The sequence below is a fragment of the Streptomyces huiliensis genome (assembly GCF_020037025.1).
Taxonomy (GTDB): Bacteria; Actinomycetota; Actinomycetes; order Streptomycetales; family Streptomycetaceae; genus Streptomyces; species Streptomyces huiliensis.
Genome location: NZ_JAIQLH010000024.1, coordinates 1 through 19,384, shown reverse-complemented (window position 1 = coordinate 19,384; position 19,384 = coordinate 1). Strand labels below are relative to the sequence as shown.

Below are 19,384 nucleotides of genomic sequence, written 5' to 3'. Positions count from 1 at the left end.
AACTGCCCGAGCCCCACACCGACTTCATCTTCGCGATCACCGGCGAGGAGCTGGGCCTGGCGGGGACGCTGTCGGTCCTCGCCCTCTTCGCGGCTCTAGGCTATGCGGGTATCCGCGTGGCCGGACGCACGGAGGACCCCTTCGTGAGGTACGCCGCGGGAGCGGTGACCACCTGGATCACGGCCCAGGCCGTGGTCAACATCGGTGCGGTGCTCGGCCTGCTGCCGATCGCCGGTGTGCCGCTCCCGCTGTTCTCCTACGGAGGGTCCGCCCTGCTGCCGACCATGTTCGCCATCGGGCTCCTGATCGCCTTCGCGCGCGACGAACCCGGTGCACGGGCGGCGCTGGCCATGCGGCAGCCTGGGGTGAGATGGAAGACGATGAGACGGCGCGTCAAGAAGCGGCCGTCCGGAGAGCGGTGAATTTCGGTGCATGTCGTACTCGCCGGCGGGGGGACCGCCGGCCACATCGAGCCCGCGCTCGCCCTCGCGGACGCCCTGCGCAGGCAGGACCCGACCGTGGGGATCACGGCGCTCGGCACGGAGCGCGGGCTGGAGACCCGGCTCGTGCCCGAGCGGGGCTATGAGCTGGGCCTGATCCCGGCGGTGCCGCTGCCCCGCAAGCCCACGCCCGAGCTGATCACCGTGCCCGGGCGGCTGCGCGGCACCATCAAGGCCGCCGAGCAGATCCTGGAGCGCACCAAGGCCGACTGCGTGGTCGGCTTCGGCGGTTACGTGGCGCTCCCCGGCTACCTGGCCGCCAAGCGGCTCGGCGTGCCGATCATCGTCCACGAGGCCAACGCCCGCCCCGGCCTGGCCAACAAGATCGGCTCGCGCTACGCGGCCGGCGTCGCGGTGTCCACCCCGGACAGCAAGCTGCGCAACGCCCGCTACGTGGGCATTCCGCTGCGCCGCACGATCGCCACCCTGGACCGGGCGGCCCTGCGCTACGAGGCGCGCGCCGCGTTCGGCCTGGAGCCGAACATGCCGACCCTGCTGGTCTCGGGCGGCTCCCAGGGCGCCCGCCGGCTGAACGAGGTCGTCCAGGCCGTGGCCCCGACGCTGCAGCGCTCCGGCATCCAGATCCTGCACGCGGTCGGCCCGAAGAACGACGTGCCGCATGTGGACAACATGCCCGGAATGCCGCCTTACATCCCGGTATCGTATGTGGACCGCATGGACCTCGCGTACGCCGCGGCCGACATGATGCTCTGCCGCGCGGGCGCGATGACCGTCGCCGAACTCTCCGCCGTCGGGCTCCCGGCCGCCTACGTCCCGCTGCCCATCGGCAACGGCGAACAGCGGCTCAACGCCCAGCCGGTGGTCAAGGCCGGCGGCGGACTGCTGGTCGACGACGCCGAGCTGAGCCCCGAGTGGATCCACCACAACGTGCTCCCGGTGCTCACCGACCCGCACCGGCTGTACGACATGTCCCGCGCCGCCGCCGAGTTCGGCCGCCGGGACGCCGACGAACTGCTCGTCGGCATGGTCTACGAGGCGATCGCCGCCCGCAGGGGCTGACGTCGCGGCAGGAGGCTGGGAAGCGTGGCCGGACCGACGACCGCCCGGCGCGGTGACGAACGGAACCGTAAGCCGGAGCGCAAGTCCCCGGCCTCCCGGCCCCCCAAGGGCGGCAAGGGCGGGAAAAAGGGCGGCAAGCCCAAGTCCGCCGGGAAGGCGGGGGCCCGCACGGGCCTCCGCCGCCTCCTGCCCCGCCGCCCCCGCCGGACCCGCCTGATCCTCTGGGCCCTCGCGCTCGCCCTCGCCGGGGCCGGCGCCGGCTGGGTGCTCTACGGCTCCGGATGGCTCCGCGCCACCCGCGTGGACGTGGACGGCGTCGAAGTGCTCACCGCCGCCGAGGTCCGCGAGGCCGCCGCCGTCCCGCTCGGCGACCCGCTGGTCTCCGTCGACACCGACGCCATCGAGGAGCGGCTGCGCGAACGGCTGCCCCGGATCGAGTCCGTCGACGTCTCCCGGGACTGGCCGCACGGCGTCGCCGTCGAGGTGACGGAGCGCCAGCCGCGCGCGATCGTCGAGAAGGACGGGAAGTTCGTCGAGATCGACGGCTCCGGAGTGCGGTTCGCCACAGTCGACCGGCCGCCCGCCAAGGTGCCGCGGCTGGCGATGGAGGCCCCGGCGGACGCCCCGAGCACCCGCCGCTTCGGGCGCCCCCGCCTCGAACGCGAGGGCGTGCGCGCCGCCGCCGCGCTCCCGGCCGACGTCCGCCGCGACACCCGCGTGATCCGGGTACGCTCATACGATTCGATCATCATGGAGCTGACGGGTGGTCGGACCGTCGTCTGGGGCAGCGGTGAACGGGGCGAGGCGAAGGCCCGTTCGCTCACCGCGCTGATGAAGGCGGCGCGCGGGGCGGACCACTTCGACGTGAGCGCTCCGGGCGCCCCGGCGGCGTCGGGGAGTTGACGGCGGCCGGACCGTGGCAGCACCCTGGTTGGCTACGCCTATGGGTGATCACATAGGGTGAAAAGAAAAACGGGAGGTTCGGCGTGTTCGTTGAACACGCGCCACTTGTCGACTTAGTGTCCTGTTCCGAGAACCCAGGGAACAGTGGCACGGGTAACCCTAAACTTCAACGTTAGGGTTCGGGTTGGCATTGCGAACCGTCCCCCAGGCATACGTAACTCGAGGCGAGAGGCCTTCGACGTGGCAGCACCGCAGAACTACCTCGCAGTCATCAAGGTCGTCGGTATCGGCGGCGGTGGCGTCAACGCCATCAACCGGATGATCGAGGTCGGTCTCAAGGGCGTCGAGTTCATCGCGATCAACACCGATGCACAGGCCCTGCTGATGAGCGACGCCGACGTCAAGCTCGACGTCGGCCGGGAGCTCACCCGGGGTCTCGGCGCCGGCGCGAACCCGGACGTCGGCCGCAAGGCCGCCGAAGACCACCGCGAGGAGATCGAGGAGGTCCTCAAGGGGGCCGACATGGTCTTCGTGACCGCGGGCGAGGGCGGCGGCACCGGCACCGGCGGCGCCCCCGTCGTGGCCAACATCGCCCGCTCGCTGGGCGCCCTGACGATCGGTGTGGTGACCCGGCCGTTCACCTTCGAGGGCCGCCGCCGGGCCAACCAGGCGGAGGACGGCATCGCCAGCCTCCGCGACGAGGTCGACACCCTCATCGTCATCCCGAACGACCGGCTGCTGTCCATCTCGGACCGCCAGGTGAGCGTGCTCGACGCGTTCAAGTCGGCGGACCAGGTGCTCCTGTCGGGTGTTCAGGGCATCACCGACCTCATCACCACCCCGGGCCTCATCAACCTGGACTTCGCGGACGTCAAGTCCGTGATGTCCGAGGCCGGTTCCGCGCTGATGGGCATCGGCTCGGCACGCGGCGACGACCGCGCGGTGGCCGCCGCCGAGATGGCCATCTCCTCGCCGCTGCTGGAGGCGTCCATCGACGGCGCCCGCGGCGTCCTGCTCTCCATCTCCGGCGGCTCCGACCTCGGCCTCTTCGAGATCAACGAGGCGGCCCAGCTGGTCAGCGAGGCGGCCCACCCCGAGGCGAACATCATCTTCGGTGCCGTCATCGACGACGCCCTCGGCGACGAGGTCCGCGTCACCGTCATCGCCGCCGGCTTCGACGGCGGCCAGCCGCCGGCCAAGGGCAGCCGCGACAAGGTGCTCGGCTCGTCCTACGGCCGCGAGGAGACCCCCGCCGCCCCGGCGCCGGCCGTGAGCCGGACCGAGCGGCCGGCCGAGCCGGTCCGTCCCTCGTTCGGCGGTCTCGGCAACGTGACCCCGCGGACCGAGGAGCCGGTCCCGGACCCGGTGCCGGTCGCCGAGGTCCCGCCGCCCCCGGTCGCCTCCCCGCAGGTGCCCCCGGCCCGCCCGTACCAGGACTCGACCGCCGAGGAACTGGACGTTCCCGACTTCCTGAAGTGACCCGGCAGGACGTGACCCCGGTGATAGGAAACCCGGCCCCGGACACCCGGGGACGGCCCCACGTGGCACACGCGAGCGGCGCCCACTTCGCCTTCACCGACCGGTGGGGCGGGGTGAGCGCCGCTCCGTATGCGGAGCTCAACCTGGGCGGCGCGGTCGGCGACGACCCCGCCGCGGTCCGGGCCAACCGGGAGCGGGCGGCCCGCTCGCTCGGCATCGACCCGGCGGCGGTCGTCTGGATGAACCAGGTGCACGGCAGGGACGTGGCCGTGGTCGACGGGCCGTGGCGCGCCGGGGACGAGATCCCCGCGGTCGACGCGGTGGTGACGGACCGCCGGGGGCTCGCCCTCGCGGTGCTGACCGCCGACTGCACCCCCGTCCTGCTGGCCGACCCGGTCGCCGGGATCGCGGGGGCGGCCCACGCCGGCCGCCCCGGCCTGGTCGCCGGGGTGGTGCCCGCGGTGGTCGAGGCGATGACCGCGCTCGGCGCCGACCCGGCCCGGACGGTCGCGTACCTCGGCCCGTCGGTCTGCGGTGGCTGCTACGAGGTGCCGGAGGACATGCGGGCCGACGTCGCCGCGGTCGTCCCCGAGGCATGGGCCACCACCCGGTGGGGCACCCCGGCCGTGGACGTGGCCGCCGGGGTCCGGGCGCAGCTCGGCCGAATGGGCGTCAGCCTCGCGGGGCAGTCGGACGTTTGCACGATGGAATCGGCGGACCACTTCTCCTACCGGCGCGACCGCGTCACCGGACGGCTCGCCAGTTATGTGTGGCTCGGCGACGACCGTGCCGGGGAAGGGGTGACCGGTTGATGACGGACCGCAGGACGCAGTTGGCCGACAACCTCGCCCGGGTGGAGGAACGTATCGCCGACGCCTGTGCGGCGGTGGGCCGAAAGCGTGACGAGGTGACCCTGATCGTGGTCACCAAGACCTATCCCGCGAGCGACGTCCGGCTGCTCGCGGAACTGGGAGTCCGTCACGTCGCCGAGAACCGCGACCAGGACGCGGCGCCGAAAGCCGCGGAATGCGCGGACTTGCCGCTCACCTGGCACTTTGTCGGTCAACTCCAGACAAACAAAGTGAAAAGCGTGGTGAATTATGCCGACGTGGTGCACTCCATTGACCGGATGAGGCTGGTCACTGCGCTTTCCACCGCCGCGGTACGGAAAGGCCGGGGACCCGGACGGGAAATCGGCTGTCTGATCCAGGTGGCGCTGGACGTGGAGACGGGAGACGCCGGCGGCCGCGGCGGCGTCGGGCCGGACGGGGTGGCGGCCCTCGCCGACGCCCTGGCCGAGGCCGAGGGGCTGCGCCCGGCGGGGCTGATGACGGTCGCTCCGCTGGCCGGGCCCTACGCGGGCCGCCCCCGGGCGGCCTTCGAGCGGCTGCGGGAAATCGCAACGGACCTGCGCGCGGCGCATCCGGCTGCGAACATGGTGTCCGCGGGAATGAGCGCGGATCTGGAGGACGCCGTGGCGGCGGGTGCGACACATGTACGCGTCGGTACGGCGGTACTCGGAGACCGACCCGGCCTCGGGTAACGTCGCCAAGAGTCGGACCACAGCACAAAATATGGTCATTCCCGTCAAAAGGCGGGCGGACCAAGTGGATCCAGCGCCGTTGAGGAGCCGATCCACCACAGAGCGGAGGACGCAGAGAATGGCCGGCGCGATGCGCAAGATGGCGGTCTACCTCGGCCTCGTGGAGGACGATGGTTACGACGGCCGGGGATTCGATCCCGATGACGAGTTCGAGCCCGAGCCGGAGCCCGACCGGCGCCGGCAGCAGCACCAGCAACACCAGGCTCAGCAGACGCAAGCGGACGAACCGGTACGAGTCGCTCAGCCTCCGGCGCAGCGCGAACCGGCTCCGCTGACAGCGGAAACGGGACGACCCGCCCGAATCGCCCCCGTGTCGTCCATCACACCCGAACGCCAATCCCTGGAGAAGAACGCACCGGTGATCATGCCCAAAGTCGTGTCCGAGCGGGAGCCTTACCGCATCACGACATTGCACCCTCGGACCTACAACGAGGCCCGTACCATCGGGGAACACTTCCGTGAAGGCACCCCGGTGATCATGAATCTGACCGAGATGGACGACACCGACGCGAAGCGACTTGTCGACTTCGCCGCGGGTCTGGTCTTCGGCCTCCACGGCAGCATCGAACGGGTGACGCAGAAGGTGTTCCTGCTGTCTCCTGCTAACGTCGATGTCACGGCGGAGGACAAGGCCCGCATCGCAGAGGGCGGGTTCTTCAACCAGAGCTAGAGACGCACAATCAGGCAATGCCGGTGAGAGACGGTCAATAGGCCGGGCACAAGGGGAGAGGGAAGCGCGAGGATGGACATCGCACGGCAGGTGGTCTACATCGCGCTGTACGTCTTCCTCATCGTGCTCATCTTCCGATTGGTGATGGATTACGTCTTCCAGTTCGCCCGCTCGTGGCAACCCGGTAAGGCGATGGTGGTCGTCCTTGAGGCCACCTACACTGTCACCGATCCGCCACTCAAGCTTCTGCGGCGGTTCATCCCGCCGCTGCGTCTCGGGGGCGTGGCGCTCGACCTGTCCTTCTTCGTACTGATGATCATCGTCTACATCCTGATCACCGTCGTGGAGCGGCTGTGAACGCGGCTGTGAACGATACGGTCTTGCCGATTGCCGACGACTACGTTGAGGTGAAGAAGAGATGCCGCTGAGCCCCGAGGACGTGCGGAACAAGCAGTTCACGACCGTCCGTCTGCGAGAAGGCTACGACGAGGACGAGGTCGACGCCTTTCTCGACGAGGTCGAGGCAGAACTGACCCGCCTGCTCCGGGAGAACGAGGACCTGCGCGCCAAGCTGGCGGCAGCGACCCGAGCCGCGGCGCAGAACCAGCAGCAGCAGAACATGCGCAAGCCCGAGCCGCAGGACCAGCGACCAGGTCCCGGGGCGCCGGTGCCCGCCGCCATATCCGGCCCGCAGCCGGTGCCGCCGAACCAGCAGCAGATGGGCGGCCCGCCGCAGCTTCCGGGCGGTGCCCCGCAGCTGCCGGCCGGGCCGGGCGGACACGGCCACGGTCCCCAGGGCCCGCACGGTGCGGGTCCGATGGGACAGAACCCCATGGGCCAGGGCGGTCCGATGGGTGGCCCCATGGGCGGTCCCATGGGTCAGGGCGGTCCCGGCCCCATGGGCCAGGGCGGTCCGATGGGTGGCCCCATGGGCGGTCCCATGGGTCAGGGCGGTCCCGGCCCCATGGGCCAGGGCGGTCCGATGGGTGGCCCCATGGGCGGTCCCATGGGTCAGGGCGGTCCCGGCCCCATGGGCCAGGGCGGTCCGATGGGCCAGGGTGGTCCCGGCCCGATGGGTCAGGGCGGCCCGATGGGCGGCCCCGGTCCCCAGATGCAGCAGCAGGGGCAGGGCCCGGGTGGCGACAGCGCCGCTCGTGTGCTCTCGCTCGCGCAGCAGACGGCCGATCAGGCGATCGCGGAGGCCCGCTCCGAGGCCAACAAGATCGTCGGCGAGGCCCGCAGCCGCGCCGAGGGCCTGGAGCGGGACGCCCGCGCCAAGGCCGACGCGCTGGAGCGGGACGCGCAGGAGAAGCACCGCGTGGCCATGGGCTCCCTGGAGTCCGCCCGCGCCACGCTGGAGCGCAAGGTCGAGGACCTGCGCGGCTTCGAACGCGAGTACCGCACGCGGCTGAAGTCCTACCTGGAGAGCCAGCTGCGCCAGCTGGAGAACCAGGCGGACGACTCGCTCGCCCCGCCGCGCGCCACCAACGCCCCGTCGCTGCCGCCGGCCCCCTCGATGAGCGGGTCGATGGCCTCGGCCGGTGCGGGCATGGGCGGTCACAGCATGGGCGGCAACTCGTCCATGGGCGGCGGCCACGGCCAGTCGTCGGGCAACCCGTCGTACGGCGGGCAGCAGCAGATGTCGCCCGCGATGACCCAGCCGATGGCTCCGGTGCGGCCGCAGGGGCCGCAGCCGATGCAGGCTCCCTCGCCGATGCGTGGGTTCCTCATCGACGAGGACGACAACTGACGGCGGCGGCCGTTCCGCTGCCGCTGAGCGGTAGTCGTTCGCAATCACCAACGGGCCGGGCCCCGGGGATATCCCCGGGGCCCGGCCCGTTGGTCATACCGCTATGCTGATCGGCAGCGCCGGGGTGTGTAGTTCAGTAGGTAGAACGCCTCGATGGCATCTAGGAGGACGGCGGTTCGATTCCGTCCCGCTCCGGCGCGTTGGTTTGGAGAGAGGGTGGGGCCCCGGTCCCTCCCCCAGAGGGGGCACCCCCATTCGCCGTTTCCTGGGGCTGCGCCCCAGACCCCCCTTTCGCGGCTTCGCCGCTCGTCCTCAAACGCCGGACGGGCTGGAGAGTGCGCCCCGGGGGTGCGGGGGCGGAGCCCCTGCAAGAAACGGGAAGGGGCGGGGCTGGGGAGGAAACCCCCAGCCCCGCCCCTTTGCAGGTGGCTACGCCTTGCGCAGACGGAACGTCAAGGAGAGACCCTCGTCTTCGAACGGCTCGCCGTACGAGGCGTCGGCTTCACCCGTCGCGAAGTCCGTCGCCAGGACCTCGTCCGCGATGAGGGAGGCGTGGTCGGTGAGGGCCGTCCGGACCTCCTCGTCGGTGGAGGACCAGCGCAGAGCGATCCGGTCGGCCACGTCGAGGCCGGAGTTCTTGCGGGCCTCCTGGATGAGGCGGATCGCGTCGCGGGCGAGGCCCGCGCGCCGCAGCTCCGGGGTGATCTCCAGGTCGAGGGCGACCGTGGCGCCGGAGTCGGAGGCCACGGACCAGCCCTCGCGCGGCGTCTCGGTGACGATGACCTCGTCGGGGGTGAGGGCGACGGTCTCGCCGTCGACCTCGACGGAGGCGTTGCCCTCGCGCAGGGCCAGGGACAGGGCCGCCGCGTCCGCCGCGGCGATGGCCTTGGCCACGGCCTGGACGCCCTTGCCGAACCGCTTGCCGAGGGCACGGAAGTTGGCCTTGGCGGTGGTGTCGACGAGGGAGCCGCCCACCTCGGAGAGGGAGGCGAGGGAGGAGACGTTGAGCTCCTCGGTGATCTGGGCGCGCAGCTCCTCGCCGAGCGTCTCGAAGCCGGCCGCCGCGACCAGCGCGCGGGACAGCGGCTGGCGCGTCTTGACGCCGGACTCGGCGCGGGTGGCGCGGCCCAGCTCGACCAGCCGGCGGACCAGGAGCATCTGGCGCGACAGCTCCGGGTCGGTCAGGGCCGCGTCCGCCACCGGCCAGGTGGCCAGGTGCACCGACTCCGGGGCCTCCGGGTCGACCGGGACGACCAGGTCCTGCCAGACGCGCTCGGTGATGAAGGGGACCAGCGGGGCCATCAGGCGGGTGACCGTCTCGACGACCTCGTGCAGCGTACGGAGCGCGGCCGCGTCGCCCTGCCAGAAGCGGCGGCGGGAGCGGCGGACGTACCAGTTGGACAGGTCGTCGACGAACGCGGACAGCAGCTTGCCGGCGCGCTGGGTGTCGTACGCCTCCAGGGCCTGCGTGACCTGGTCGGTGAGCGTGTTGAGCTCGCCGAGCAGCCAGCGGTCCAGCAGCGGGCGGTCGGCCGGGGCCGGGTCGGCGGCCGAGGGGGCCCAGCCGGCGGTGCGGGCGTAGAGGGCCTGGAAGGCGACCGTGTTCCAGTAGGTGAGGAGGGTCTTCCTCACCACCTCCTGGATCGTGCCGTGGCCGACGCGGCGCGCCGCCCACGGGGAGCCGCCGGCCGCCATGAACCAGCGGACCGCGTCCGCGCCGTGCTGGTCCATCAGCGGGATCGGCTGGAGGATGTTGCCCAGGTGCTTGGACATCTTCCGGCCGTCCTCGGCGAGGATGTGGCCCAGGCAGACGACGTTCTCGTACGACGACTTGTCGAAGACGAGGGTGCCGACGGCCATCAGGGTGTAGAACCAGCCGCGCGTCTGGTCGATGGCCTCCGAGATGAACTGCGCCGGGTAGCGCTTCTCGAAGAGCTCCTTGTTCTTGTACGGGTAGCCCCACTGGGCGAACGGCATGGAGCCCGAGTCGTACCAGGCGTCGATCACCTCGGGGACGCGCGTCGCCGTCCCGGCGCACGTCGGGCACGGGAACGTGACGTCGTCGATGTACGGGCGGTGCGGGTCGAGGCCGCTCTGGTCGGTGCCGGTGAGCTCGGAGAGCTCGGCGAGGGAGCCGACGCAGGTGAGGTGGTCGTCCTGGCAGCGCCAGATGGGGAGCGGGGTGCCCCAGTAGCGGTTGCGGGAGAGCGCCCAGTCGATGTTGTTGTTCAGCCAGTCGCCGAAGCGGCCGTGCTTGACCGAGTCCGGGAACCAGTTGGTCTTCTCGTTCTCCGCGAGGAGCCTGTCCTTGACCGCCGTGGTGCGGATGTACCAGGACGGCTGCGCGTAGTAGAGGAGCGCGGTGTGGCAGCGCCAGCAGTGCGGGTAGCTGTGCTCGTACGCGATGTGCTTGAAGAGCAGGCCGCGCGCGTCCAGGTCGGCGACGAGCTTCTCGTCGGCCTTCTTGAAGAACTCGCCGCCGACCATGGCGACGCTCTCGTCGAAGGTGCCGTCCGTGCGGACCGGGTTGACGACCGGCAGGCCGTAGGCGCGGCAGGTGCGGAGGTCGTCCTCACCGAAGGCCGGGGCCTGGTGGACGATGCCGGTGCCGTCCTCCGTCGTCACGTAGTCGGCGTTGACGACGTAGTGGGCGGCCTCGGGGAACTCGACGAGGTCGAACGGGCGGCGGTACGTCCAGCGTTCCATCTCGCGGCCGGTGAAGCGCTGGTCCGTGGCCGTCCAGCCCTCACCGAGGGCCTTCTCGAGGAGCGGCTCGGCGACGACCAGCTTCTCGGTGCCGTCCGTCGCCACGACGTAGGTGACGTCCGGGTGCGCGGCGGCGGCCGTGTTGGAGACCAGCGTCCACGGCGTCGTCGTCCAGACGAGGAGGGCGGCCTCGCCGGCGAGCGGGCCGGAGGTGAGCGGGAAGCGGACGAAGACGGACGGGTCGACGACCGTCTCGTAGCCCTGCGCCAGCTCGTGGTCGGACAGGCCGGTGCCGCAGCGGGGGCACCAGGGGGCCACGCGGTGGTCCTGGACCAGCAGGCCCTTGTTGAAGATCTCCTTCAGCGACCACCAGACGGACTGGACGTAGTCCGGGTCCATGGTGCGGTAGGCGTCGTCAAGGTCCACCCAGTAGCCCATGCGGGTGGTGAGCTCGGTGAACGCGTCGGTGTGGCGGGTCACGGACTCGCGGCACTTGGCGTTGAACTCGGCGATGCCGTACGCCTCGATGTCCTGCTTGCCGGAGAAGCCCAGCTCCTTCTCGACGGCGAGCTCGACGGGCAGGCCGTGGCAGTCCCAGCCGGCCTTGCGGCCGACGTGGTAGCCCTGCATCGTGCGGAAGCGGGGGAAGACGTCCTTGAAGACGCGGGCCTCGATGTGGTGCGCGCCCGGCATGCCGTTGGCGGTCGGCGGGCCCTCGTAGAAGACCCACTCGGGCCGGCCCTCGGACTGGGCCAGGGTGCGGGCGAAGATCTTCTGCTCCTGCCAGAAGTCGAGCACGGCGCGTTCGAGCGCGGGCAGGTCGACCTGGGCGGGGACGGAGCGGTACTGGGGCGCGTCGCTCGTGGGACTCGCGGAACTCATCGGTGGCTACCTCCGGCTGGACGGTTGTGCGCTGTCCGTCGGAGGGACGAGAGCCGTTGTCCGTACTCCCGCGGTACCACCCTCCTTGGCCGCGGGCGTGTGCCCGTGGCCCCCTCATTGGGGTCGCGATGCCGGTTCTACTCGCCCGGGGCGCTGTCGTTCCGTCCCTGGCTTTCCTCCGGCGGCTCCGGGGTGATCTTCACACCGCGCACGCCTCCGGGCTCGCACCGTCCCCGGATCGCTGATGGCTGCGTGCGGCGCTACTCGTCCCATCCACGCCTTTCGCTGCGCCCCAGTGTACGGGGCGTGGGCGGGCCGGGCCGACCGGATATTCGGCTCCGGCGTCCGGCCGGTCGTCCGCCCGGTCACGGGGCCGGGAGCTTCTCGGTTACGGGGCCGGGAGCGGGGCACACGGGTGGGCACCGGCGTGCCCCGTTGCCGCGTGCTCCGAGCCGATTTATCGTTCCCGCACGATTCGCGCGCAAGATCATAAAATGTGAAGGGGTCGCGGTCATGGCGGTCATGGCGGAGATGTCCTCGACAAGGGCCGCGGCACCTGCGGGGTCGCTGCCGCGGCGGGGGCCCGTCGGCCGGGCGGGCCGCGCGGAACCGGCGCTTCGGGGCCGTGGGGCTCGCCGGGGGCGGCTCGTCCGGCGCAGTGGGCTGCTGTGATGGCGGGGACGGCCGGCACGAAGACGGCGAAAGCGGCGAAGAAGGCTCCGGCGAAGCGGGCTTCGGCCGGGAAGGTTACGGCCGGGAAGGCTACGGCCAAGGTTCCGGCGAAGACGGCCCCGGCCGCCGGGAAGACGGCTGTGAAGAAGACGGCGTCGAAGGCCGCCGCGAAGCGCGCGCCGGGACCCGAGCAGGCGGCGGCCCGGGGCGCGGCGGGGAAGGCGGCGTCTTCGCCCGCGAAGGGGACGGCCGGGAAGACGGCCGGGAAGGCGGCCGAGAAGGCGGTGGCGAGGAAGGCACCCGCGAAGGGGACGGCTGCGAAGAAGGCTGCGAAGAAGACTGTCGCGAAGGTGACCACGGCCAAGTCCGCCGCTGGGAAGACGGCCGAGGCCGGGGCGGCGACGGGTGCCTCTACTGAGAAGGCACCGGCGAAGAAGGCCGCCTCCAAGGCGGCGCCGACCGGGAAGCCCGCGGCGAAGAAGGCCCCAGCGAAGAAGGCCCCAGCGAAGAAGGCTCCGGCCAAGGCCCAGAAGGCGGCGTCTTCGACGAAGGAAGCGGCCGCGAAGAAGGCGGCGAAAGCGGCGGCGCCCCCGGCGAAGAAGGCTCCGGCCGGGAAAGCCGCGCCCTCGGCCGGCAAGGCGGCTGCGAAGAAGGCGGCCTCCGCCACGGGAGCGGCCGGGAAGACGGCGGCCGGGAAGGGCGCGGCAAAGAAGCCCGCGCCGTCGGCCGAGCGGGCGTCCGCCGGCAAGGCGGGGACTGCCACGGCGGCCGGGACGACGGCCGGCGGGCCGGAGGAGGGAGCCGGGAAGGCCGTGCCCGCGAAGAGTGTCGCGTCGCCGCATCGGACGCGGCTGGCGGGGAAGCCCGCGCCGGCCGTGGCGCGAAAGGCTCCTCCGGTGAAGACGGGGGCCGTGGGTGAGGGCATCGTCATCGCGGGAGACGCGTCGGCGGGTACCACCGAGGAGACGGGAGACGGAACCGTGGCTGTGAAGAAGACCGTGGGCGAGGTGCCGGGAGCGAGGGCGGACGGGGCCGCCGAGCCCGGCGAGCTGGCCGTGCGGCCGGGGGAGGAGCCCTGGTCGCGGGGCGAGGTGGACGAGGCGCGGGCCGTGCTGGAGAGCGAGGTGGCGCGGCTGCGGGGCGAGATCCGGGCGGCGGAGGAGGCGGTCAGCGGGCTGATGCGGGATTCGGGGGACGGGGCGGGGGACGACCAGGCCGATACCGGGACCAAGAACATCGCCCGGGAGCACGAGCTCGCCCTCGCCGCCAACGCCCGCGAGATGCTGGACCAGACCGAGCGGGCGCTCGTCCGGCTGGACGCCGGCACGTACGGCCTCTGCGAGAGCTGTGGCAGGCCGATCGGCAAGGCCAGGATGCAGGCGTTCCCCCGAGCCACGCTGTGTGTCGAGTGCAAGCAGCGCCAGGAACGTCGCTGACCTCGCGCGGGTGGCGTGCCGTACCCTCGTCCTCATCCGGGCAGTGCACCCGGAGCCCACCAGACACGGCAGCGCGCGGCGCCGCCATGACCGGTGGTGGGTGACGCGCGGAACCGAAGGACTCACGTGACAGAGGCGGAGCAGGCCGGACGGCCCACCGGTACCCCGGAGGGCACCGACGCGACCGGGGGGACGACGGACGGCGACGGCGTGGTCAGGGGCAAGCGCCGGATCCTGGTGCTGTTCCTGGTCGCGGCCTTCGCCTACCTCCTCGACCTGTCCAGCAAGATGCTCGTGGTGGCGAAGCTGGAGCACCACGACCCGATCGAGGTCATCGGCACATGGCTCCAGCTGGACGTGATCCGCAACCGCGGGGCGGCCTTCAGCATCGGCGAGACGATGACCATCGTCTTCACCTGCATCGCCTCCGCCGTGATCGTCGTGATCGCCCGGATCGCGCGCAAGCTCTACAGCCTGCCCTGGGCGATCGCGCTCGGCCTGCTGCTGGGCGGTGCCTTCGGCAACCTCACCGACCGGCTGTTCCGGACGCCGGGCGGCCTGGAGGGCGGGGTGGTGGACTTCATCGCCCCCGCCCACTTCGCGGTCTTCAACTTCGCCGACTCGGCGATCGTCTGCGGCGGTTTCCTGATCGTGATCCTGTCCTTCCGGGGGCTGGATCCGGACGGGACCGTCCACCAGGACTGACCCCGTCGGTCACGCCCGAGTCAGGGCTGTCGTACGGCGGCGGCTCACCCGTCCGGCATACTCGACGGGTGAGCACGATTCCCGAGATCCGCGCCCTGCCCGTACCCGACGGCCTGGAGGGCGAGCGCGTCGACGCCGCCATCGCACGCATGTTCGGGTTCTCTCGTACGAAGGCGGCCGAGCTCGCCGCCGCGGGCAAGGTCCAGGTGGACGGGGCCGAGGCCGGGAAGTCCGACCGCGTCAGCGGCGGTGCCTGGCTGGAGGTCGAGATGCCGGCGCCGCCCGCGCCGGTGCAGATCGTCGCCGAGCCCGTGGAGGGCATGGAGATCGTCCACGACGACGAGGACATCGTCGTCATCGTGAAGCCGGTCGGCGTCGCCGCGCACCCCAGCCCCGGCTGGACCGGCCCCACGGTCATCGGCGGCCTGGCCGCCGCCGGCTACCGGATCTCCACCTCGGGCGCGGCCGAGCGCCAGGGCATCGTGCACCGGCTGGACGTCGGCACCTCGGGGCTGATGGTCGTCGCCAAGTCCGAGCGCGCGTACACGCTGCTCAAGCAGCAGTTCCGCGAGCGCACGGTCGACAAGCGGTACCACACGCTCGTCCAGGGCCACCCGGACCCGATGAGCGGCACCATCGACGCGCCCATCGGCCGGCACCCGAACCACGACTACAAGTGGGCCGTCACCGCCGAGGGCAAGCCCTCGGTGACCCACTACGACCTCATCGAGGCGTTCCGCGCCGCCAGCCTCCTCGACGTGAAGCTGGAGACCGGCCGCACCCACCAGATCCGCGTGCACATGTCCGCGCACCGCCACCCCTGCGTCGGCGACCTGACGTACGGCGCCGATCCGACGCTCGCCAAGCGGCTGAAGCTCACCCGCCAGTGGCTGCACGCCGTCCGGCTCGGCTTCGAGCACCCGTCGGACGGGCGCTGGGTCGAGTTCGCCAGCGAGTACCCCGAGGACCTGCGGCGCGCCCTGGAGATCGTGCGCGCCGAGAGCGCGTGAGCGGGACCCCCGCCCGGATCCCCGCCCAAGTGCGGGTCGTCGCCGGGCCGGGAGAGCTGGAGGGCTGCTTCGCGGTGCGCCGCGAGGTGTTCGTGGGGGAGCAGAACATCCCCGAGGCGGAGGAGCTGGACGCCTACGACGTCCACGCCGTCCACCTGCTCGCCACCGGCCCGTCCGGACCCGTCGGCACCGTCCGCTTCCTGCACGGCGCGCCCGCCCGTCGGAAGTACGCCCACGCGGGCGTCGCCGACGACCTCACGGCCGTGCTCGGCCGGCTGGCCGTGGGCCGGGCCGCGCGCGGCACCGGCCTGGGCGCCGCCCTGGTCCGGGCGGTGGAGGACGAGGCGCGGCGGCTGGGCCTCGCCCGCGTCTATCTGGAGGCGCAGACGCACGCGCTGGGCTTCTACGAGCGGTTGGGGTACGCGGCGTTCGGTCCGGAGTTCGACGAGGGCAGCGGGATCCCGCACCGGGCGATGACCAAGGCGCTCTGACGCCTGACCGCCGGGACGCCCGCCCGCTCTGACGCCCGCCCGCCTGGGCGTCCATCCGCTCTGAGGCCCGCCCGCCTGCGCGTCCGGTGGGCGCGCATGGCACGCTGGGGTGAACGACTGTTCCCCCACGCGCCCCGGAGGGCACTCGTGGACCAGCTGGCCCTGCTGTTCGTGCTGCTGCTCGGGGCGCTCGTCACGGTGCCGCTGGGCGACCGGCTCGGCCTGCCCTCCCCGGTGCTGATGACGCTGGGCGGGATCGTCCTCGCCCTGCTGCCGTTCGTGCCGAACATCGACGTCCCCCCGGAGTTCATCCTCCCGCTGGTCCTGCCGCCCCTGCTCTACGCGTCCGCGCAGCGCACCTCCTGGCGGCAGTTCGCGGCCAACAAACGGCCGATCTTCCTGCTGGCCGTGGCGCTGGTCTTCGTCACCACCTCGGCGGTCGCGGCCGTCGCGCACGCCGTCGTACCGGGCATCTCCCTCGCCGCGGCCGTCGCGCTGGGCGCGCTCGTCGCCCCGCCCGACCCCGTCGCCGCCACCGCCGTCGCGGGCTCGATCGGGCTGCCGCGCCGCCTGGTGTCGATCCTGGAGGGCGAGGGGCTCTTCAACGACGTGACAGCCATCGTGCTCTACCACGTGGCGGTCGCCGCGGCCGTCAGCGGGAGCTTCTCGCTGCCGAAGGCCGTCGGCGAGCTGGTGTTCTCCGCCGTGGTGGCGCTCGCGGTCGGCCTGGCGCTGGGCTGGGGGGCCAAGCGGCTGATGGAGGTCCTCGGCGACGCGACGCTCCAGATCGGGCTGACGTTGCTGGTGCCGTTCGTCTCCTACGTGCTCGCCGAGGAGTTCCGCGGCTCCGGGGTGCTCGCGGTGCTGACCACCGCGCTCTTCCTCGCCGAGTTCGCCAGCGACGCGGACGACGTCCTGGGGCGGCTGGCCGGGCACACGTTCTGGGAGGTCGTCGACACCCTCGTCACCGGCGTCGCCTTCGGCCTCGTCGGCCTCGAACTGCACAACGCCGTCGCCACCGCCTCGGGCCGCTGGGGCGAGATGCTCGGCATCGGCGGCATCGTCGTCGCCGTCGTGATCGGCGTCCGGCTGGCGTGGCTGCTGCCCGCCGCCTGGCTGGCCAAGCGGCTGCACAAGGGACGCGATGTCGACGAGGAGATCCTCACGAGCTGGCGCGAGACGCTCGTGATGTGGTGGTCCGGGATGCGCGGCGTGGCCTCCGCGGCGCTCGCCCTGGCCATCCCGCTGACCACGCACGACAAGTCGGCCTTCCCGGCCCGGGACGAGATCCTCTTCATCGCCTTCGCCGTCATCATCGGCACCCTCGTCGTCCAGGGGCTGACGCTGCCCTGGCTGGTCGAGCTGCTCGGGGTGCGCGCCGACACGGACTGGACCCGCGAGCTGGAGCGGCAGCTGGCCATCCGCGCCGCGAAGGCGGCCCGGCACCGGCTGCTGGAGATCGAGCAGGAGGAGGAGCTCTCGGAGGACCTGCGGGAGATGCTGCACCGGCGCGCCTACGACGTCGGCGCCCGCATCAGCCCCGAGATGGTCGACGAGGAGCGGCGGGAGGCGCACTCCCAGCGCGTCCAGCGGCTGCACACCATCCAGCGGATCCAGGCCGAGCTGCTGTCGGCGGCGCGGCACGCGGTGCTCGACGCGCGGAGCGAGCCGTGGATGGATCCGGAGGTGGTGGACCGGGTGCTGCGGCAGTTGGATATGAGGTCATTGCGGGGGATGTGACCCGGTCCCGCGGTCGGCGGGACCTCAGACCGGGCCCGGGCCCGGGCCGATGTCGCCCGAGGTGGGCGGGGTCTGCCGGCGGTCCGGGGTCTCGGCCGGGCCCGGCGCGGGCGCGGTGCTGAGGCGCGGGAGCGCGTACGGGTGCTTCCTGCGCAGCCACTCGACCAGCTGCTCGCGGACGACGCAGCGGAGCGTCCAGATGTCGTCGGCGTCCTTGGCGGTCACCAGGGCCCGGACCAGGATGGTGGTCGGGGTGGTGTCCGTGACGACGAGGCTCCAGGCCCGGCCGTCCCACTCGCGGGCCCCCTTCACCACCTCGTGCAGCCGCTCCCGCATGAGGTCGATGGGGGCGGAGTGGTCCAGGTGGAAGAAGACCGTGCCGGTCATGCGGGGGTTGCCGCGCGACCAGTTCTCGAAGGGCCTGCTGGTGAAGTACGAGACGGGCATGGTGATGCGGCGCTCGTCCCAGGTCGTCACCACCAGGTAGGTGAGGGTGATCTCCTCGACCGTGCCCCACTCGCCGCCCACCACCACGGTGTCGCCTATGCGCACCATGTCGCCGAACGCTATCTGCAGGCCCGCGAAGAGGTTGCCGAGCGTGGACTGGGCGGCCACACCGGCCACGATGCCGATCAGACCGGCGGAGGCCAGCACGGACGTCCCCACCGTCCGCATGCCGGGGAAGGTCAGCAGCATCGCGGCCACGGCGACGACGCAGACGGCCGCCGTCACGATGCGGCGGATCAGCGTCACCTGGGTGCGGACGCGGCGCATCCGGGCCGGGTCGCGGCTGGACGCGGCGTAGCGGGCGTACGCCGCCTCGACGACGGCCGTGGCCACGCGCGTCGCGAGCCAGGCGCAGGCCCCGATGAGCACCAGGGTGAGCAGCCTGGTCAGCAGGGTCTCGTGCTTCTCGGACAGCTCGGCCGACTCGTACCCTCCGCGCAGCAGCGCCGTGCCGAGGACCAGCCGCAGGGGCATCCGGCAGCGGCGCAGCAACCCCCACAAGGGGGCTTCCGGATGCCGTTCGGCGATCCGGCGAACCGTTTTGTCGGCGGCCCAGCCCACCACGACGGTGATGACCAAGGCCGCGCCGAGGACCGCGAGAGGCCGCAGCACGTCCTCCATGAGCACCAGCTCCTTCCGGCGTCCTGCCGGGCGCGCGCTCCTCCTTCGACCGTAGCTGGCACGATGGAGGCCACGCGATCTCAGCCCTGCAAGGAAGTGACTCCGGTGCCGTCTCCTACCACGATCGTCCTGTTCCATTCGGCCTACGGACTGCGAGCTGCCGTCCACGCTGCCGCCGAGCGGCTGCGCGGCGCGGGGTACGAGGTGCACGTCCCCGACCTCTACGACGGGCGGACGGCCGACACCGTCGAGGCCGGCATGGCCATCAAGGACGAGATCGGGCGGGAGGAGCTGCTGCGGCGCGCGATCACGGCCGTGTCGCCGCTTTCCGAGCGGGGGCTCGTGTACGCCGGGTTCTCACTGGGCGGGGCGATCGCGCAGAACCTCGCCCTGGGGGATGAGAAGGCCCGGGGGCTGCTGCTCTTCCACGGCACGTCCGACCTGGCGGAGGACGCGGTGGTGGACGAGCTGCCGGTGCAGCTGCATGTGGCGGATCCGGATCCGTTCGAGCCGCATGACTGGCTGAACGCTTGGTATCTGCGGATGGGGCGGGCGGGGGCGGATGTGGAGGTGCACCGGTATCAGGGGGCGGGGCACATTTTCACGGATCCTGAGCTCGACGATTTTGACGCGGAGGCTTCGGAAGCGGCTTGGCGGGCCGCGCTTGCGTTCCTGGCGGAGGTGTAGGG

Annotated in this window: 18 protein-coding genes; 15 read left to right on the top strand and 3 right to left on the bottom strand. The window is 72.0% G+C overall.

The window, feature by feature from the left end; translation table 11 throughout:
- The 9 genes from JNW98_RS05950 to JNW98_RS05910 all read left to right on the top strand — a co-directional run.
- Positions 1–422, top strand: a 422-nt coding sequence (locus JNW98_RS05950; RefSeq protein ID WP_223767010.1) for an FtsW/RodA/SpoVE family cell cycle protein, incomplete at its 5' end; no start/stop codon positions are given.
- A gap of 6 nt (positions 423–428) precedes the next feature.
- Positions 429–1,520, top strand: a complete 1,092-nt coding sequence (murG, locus tag JNW98_RS05945) for an undecaprenyldiphospho-muramoylpentapeptide beta-N-acetylglucosaminyltransferase (RefSeq protein WP_223767009.1) — start codon at positions 429–431, stop codon at positions 1,518–1,520.
- A 24-nt stretch (positions 1,521–1,544) separates the two neighbouring features.
- Complete coding sequence (locus JNW98_RS05940) at positions 1,545–2,423, top strand: cell division protein FtsQ/DivIB (RefSeq protein WP_372459170.1); 879 nt, start codon at positions 1,545–1,547, stop codon at positions 2,421–2,423.
- A 240-nt stretch (positions 2,424–2,663) separates the two neighbouring features.
- Positions 2,664–3,902, top strand: coding sequence for a cell division protein FtsZ (gene ftsZ / locus JNW98_RS05935; protein WP_004955836.1), 1,239 nt, complete (start codon positions 2,664–2,666; stop codon positions 3,900–3,902).
- Positions 3,903–3,964: 62 nt separating this feature from the next.
- Positions 3,965–4,714, top strand: a complete 750-nt coding sequence (gene pgeF / locus JNW98_RS05930; protein WP_223767008.1) for a peptidoglycan editing factor PgeF — start codon at positions 3,965–3,967, stop codon at positions 4,712–4,714.
- The gene (locus tag JNW98_RS05925; protein ID WP_223767007.1) at positions 4,714–5,445 is read left to right on the top strand and encodes a YggS family pyridoxal phosphate-dependent enzyme; all 732 of its coding nucleotides are present in this window, start codon (positions 4,714–4,716) and stop codon (positions 5,443–5,445) included. Before pgeF ends, JNW98_RS05925 begins: the two co-directional genes overlap by 1 nt.
- Before the next feature lie 118 nt (positions 5,446–5,563).
- Positions 5,564–6,175: a cell division protein SepF gene (locus JNW98_RS05920; protein WP_223767006.1), complete on the top strand. Its 612-nt coding sequence runs from the start codon at positions 5,564–5,566 to the stop codon at positions 6,173–6,175.
- 72 nt (positions 6,176–6,247) lie between these two features.
- Positions 6,248–6,532, top strand: a complete 285-nt coding sequence (locus JNW98_RS05915) for a YggT family protein (protein WP_004955828.1) — start codon at positions 6,248–6,250, stop codon at positions 6,530–6,532.
- A gap of 61 nt (positions 6,533–6,593) precedes the next feature.
- Positions 6,594–7,925, top strand: a complete 1,332-nt coding sequence (locus JNW98_RS05910) for a DivIVA domain-containing protein (protein WP_223767005.1) — start codon at positions 6,594–6,596, stop codon at positions 7,923–7,925.
- 429 nt (positions 7,926–8,354) lie between these two features.
- On the opposite strand, the gene ileS is transcribed toward JNW98_RS05910, so the two are convergent.
- Positions 8,355–11,513, bottom strand: coding sequence for an isoleucine--tRNA ligase (gene ileS / locus JNW98_RS05905; protein ID WP_223767004.1), 3,159 nt, complete (start codon positions 11,511–11,513; stop codon positions 8,355–8,357).
- A 520-nt stretch (positions 11,514–12,033) separates the two neighbouring features.
- Positions 12,034–12,933 carry a hypothetical protein gene (locus tag JNW98_RS05900; RefSeq protein WP_223767013.1) on the bottom strand — a complete coding sequence of 300 codons (900 nt, stop codon included), beginning with the start codon at positions 12,931–12,933 and terminating at the stop codon, positions 12,034–12,036.
- Between the two features lie 148 nt (positions 12,934–13,081).
- Here JNW98_RS05900 and JNW98_RS36515 point away from each other — a divergent pair, with 148 nt between their 5' ends.
- The 5 genes from JNW98_RS36515 (at position 13,082) to JNW98_RS05875 (ending at position 17,567) form a co-directional block, all read left to right on the top strand.
- On the top strand, positions 13,082–13,621 hold the full coding sequence (locus JNW98_RS36515) for a TraR/DksA family transcriptional regulator (RefSeq protein WP_308015497.1): 540 nt from the start codon (positions 13,082–13,084) through the stop codon (positions 13,619–13,621).
- 126 nt (positions 13,622–13,747) lie between these two features.
- Positions 13,748–14,326 (top strand): signal peptidase II, encoded by a 579-nt coding sequence (gene lspA / locus JNW98_RS05890; RefSeq protein ID WP_223767003.1) that lies wholly within the window; start codon positions 13,748–13,750, stop codon positions 14,324–14,326.
- Positions 14,327–14,394: 68 nt separating this feature from the next.
- Positions 14,395–15,336, top strand: a complete 942-nt coding sequence (locus JNW98_RS05885; protein WP_223767002.1) for an RluA family pseudouridine synthase — start codon at positions 14,395–14,397, stop codon at positions 15,334–15,336.
- On the top strand, positions 15,333–15,827 hold the full coding sequence (locus tag JNW98_RS05880; protein WP_223767001.1) for a GNAT family N-acetyltransferase: 495 nt from the start codon (positions 15,333–15,335) through the stop codon (positions 15,825–15,827). Before JNW98_RS05885 ends, JNW98_RS05880 begins: the two co-directional genes overlap by 4 nt.
- A gap of 147 nt (positions 15,828–15,974) precedes the next feature.
- Positions 15,975–17,567 carry a Na+/H+ antiporter gene (locus JNW98_RS05875; RefSeq protein ID WP_223767000.1) on the top strand — a complete coding sequence of 531 codons (1,593 nt, stop codon included), beginning with the start codon at positions 15,975–15,977 and terminating at the stop codon, positions 17,565–17,567.
- A 24-nt stretch (positions 17,568–17,591) separates the two neighbouring features.
- Here the strand turns inward: JNW98_RS05875 and JNW98_RS05870 are convergent, their stop codons facing one another.
- Entirely contained in the window at positions 17,592–18,695 is a 1,104-nt protein-coding gene (locus JNW98_RS05870; protein WP_223766999.1) for a mechanosensitive ion channel family protein, read from the bottom strand.
- Positions 18,696–18,800: 105 nt separating this feature from the next.
- Here JNW98_RS05870 and JNW98_RS05865 point away from each other — a divergent pair, with 105 nt between their 5' ends.
- Positions 18,801–19,382, top strand: a complete 582-nt coding sequence (locus JNW98_RS05865) for a dienelactone hydrolase family protein (RefSeq protein WP_223766998.1) — start codon at positions 18,801–18,803, stop codon at positions 19,380–19,382.
- Positions 19,383–19,384 lie beyond the last annotated feature (2 nt).

Bases quoted from the DNA above. Each gene is read 5' to 3' on its own strand.
- JNW98_RS05925 (WP_223767007.1), top strand. From the start codon at position 4,714: ATGACGGACCGCAGGACGCAGTTGGCCGACAACCTCGCCCGGGTGGAG.
- JNW98_RS05920 (WP_223767006.1), top strand. From the start codon at position 5,564: ATGGCCGGCGCGATGCGCAAGATGGCGGTCTACCTCGGCCTCGTGGAG.
- JNW98_RS05915 (WP_004955828.1), top strand. From the start codon at position 6,248: ATGGACATCGCACGGCAGGTGGTCTACATCGCGCTGTACGTCTTCCTC.
- JNW98_RS05910 (WP_223767005.1), top strand. From the start codon at position 6,594: ATGCCGCTGAGCCCCGAGGACGTGCGGAACAAGCAGTTCACGACCGTC.
- ileS (WP_223767004.1), bottom strand. From the start codon at position 11,513: ATGAGTTCCGCGAGTCCCACGAGCGACGCGCCCCAGTACCGCTCCGTC.
- JNW98_RS05870 (WP_223766999.1), bottom strand. From the start codon at position 18,695: ATGGAGGACGTGCTGCGGCCTCTCGCGGTCCTCGGCGCGGCCTTGGTC.